The organism is Haloparvum sedimenti (assembly GCF_001462205.1).
GTDB classification, from domain to species: domain Archaea; phylum Halobacteriota; class Halobacteria; order Halobacteriales; family Haloferacaceae; genus Haloparvum; species Haloparvum sedimenti.
Genome location: NZ_LKIR01000039.1, coordinates 1 through 1026 on the forward strand (window position 1 = coordinate 1; position 1026 = coordinate 1026).

At 56.8% G+C, this 1026-nt stretch carries 1 rRNA gene; it reads right to left on the reverse strand.

Annotated features, from left to right (window positions below):
- Window positions 1-6: 6 nt before the first annotated feature.
- Window positions 7-1026: ribosomal RNA gene (locus AN233_RS17585) — 23S ribosomal RNA — on the reverse strand; the annotation flags it as partial.

Consider the following 1026-nt stretch of genomic DNA (forward strand, 5'->3'; position numbering starts at 1 on the left):
CCGTGGCATGAGTGTGGCTCGGTCTGTTAGTGCTCGTGGACTACAACGCCTCGTTGCCTTAGCGCGTACATCCCGAGTCTATCTAACTCGTCTTCTACGAGTGACCTCCGCGGTGCCTCGTTTCCATGTGGGTTTCGAGCTTAGATGCGTTCAGCTCTTACCCCGTGTCGCGTGGCTACCCGGCATTGCTCTTCCGAACAACCGGTACACCAGTGGCGACCAAACGTAGTTCCTCTCGTACTATACGTTCGTTCACGTCAGGCACCTTCAACACCCCCAATAGATAGCAGCCGACCTGTCTCACGACGGTCTAAACCCAGCTCACGACCTCCTTTAATAGGCGAACAACCTCACCCTTGCCCGCTTCTGCACGGGCAGGATGGAGGGAACCGACATCGAGGTAGCAAGCCACTCGGTCGATATGTGCTCTTGCGAGTGACGACTCTGTTATCCCTAAGGTAGCTTTTCTGTCATCTACGGGTCCCATTCCGGAACCTCGTAGGTTCGCTAGACCACGCTCTCGCGTCAGCGTCGCTCGTTGGGAACGACACTGTCAGACCATCTTTTGCTCTTGCACTCTTCGCCGGATTCCCGACCCGGCTGAGATGATCTTCGGGCGCGCTCGATATCTTTTCGAGCGCGTACCGCCCCAGTCAAACTGCCCGGCTACCGGTGTCCTCCGCCAGGAGTGAGAGTCGCAGTCACCGACGGGTAGTATTTCACTGATGCCTCGGTGGTCCGCTAGCGCGGATACCTGTGTAACGGCTCCTACCTATGCTGCACATCGGCGACCACGTCTCAGCGACAGCCTGCAGTAAAGCTCTATAGGGTCTTCGCTTCCCCTTGGGGGTCTCCAGACTCCGCACTGGAACGTACAGTTCACCGGGTCCAACGTTGGGACAGTGGCACTCTCGTTTATCCATTCATGCAAGCCGCTACTGAAGCGGCAAGGTACTACGCTACCTTAAGAGGGTCATAGTTACCCCCGCCGTTGACGGGTCCTTCGTCCAATTGTACTTGGTGTTC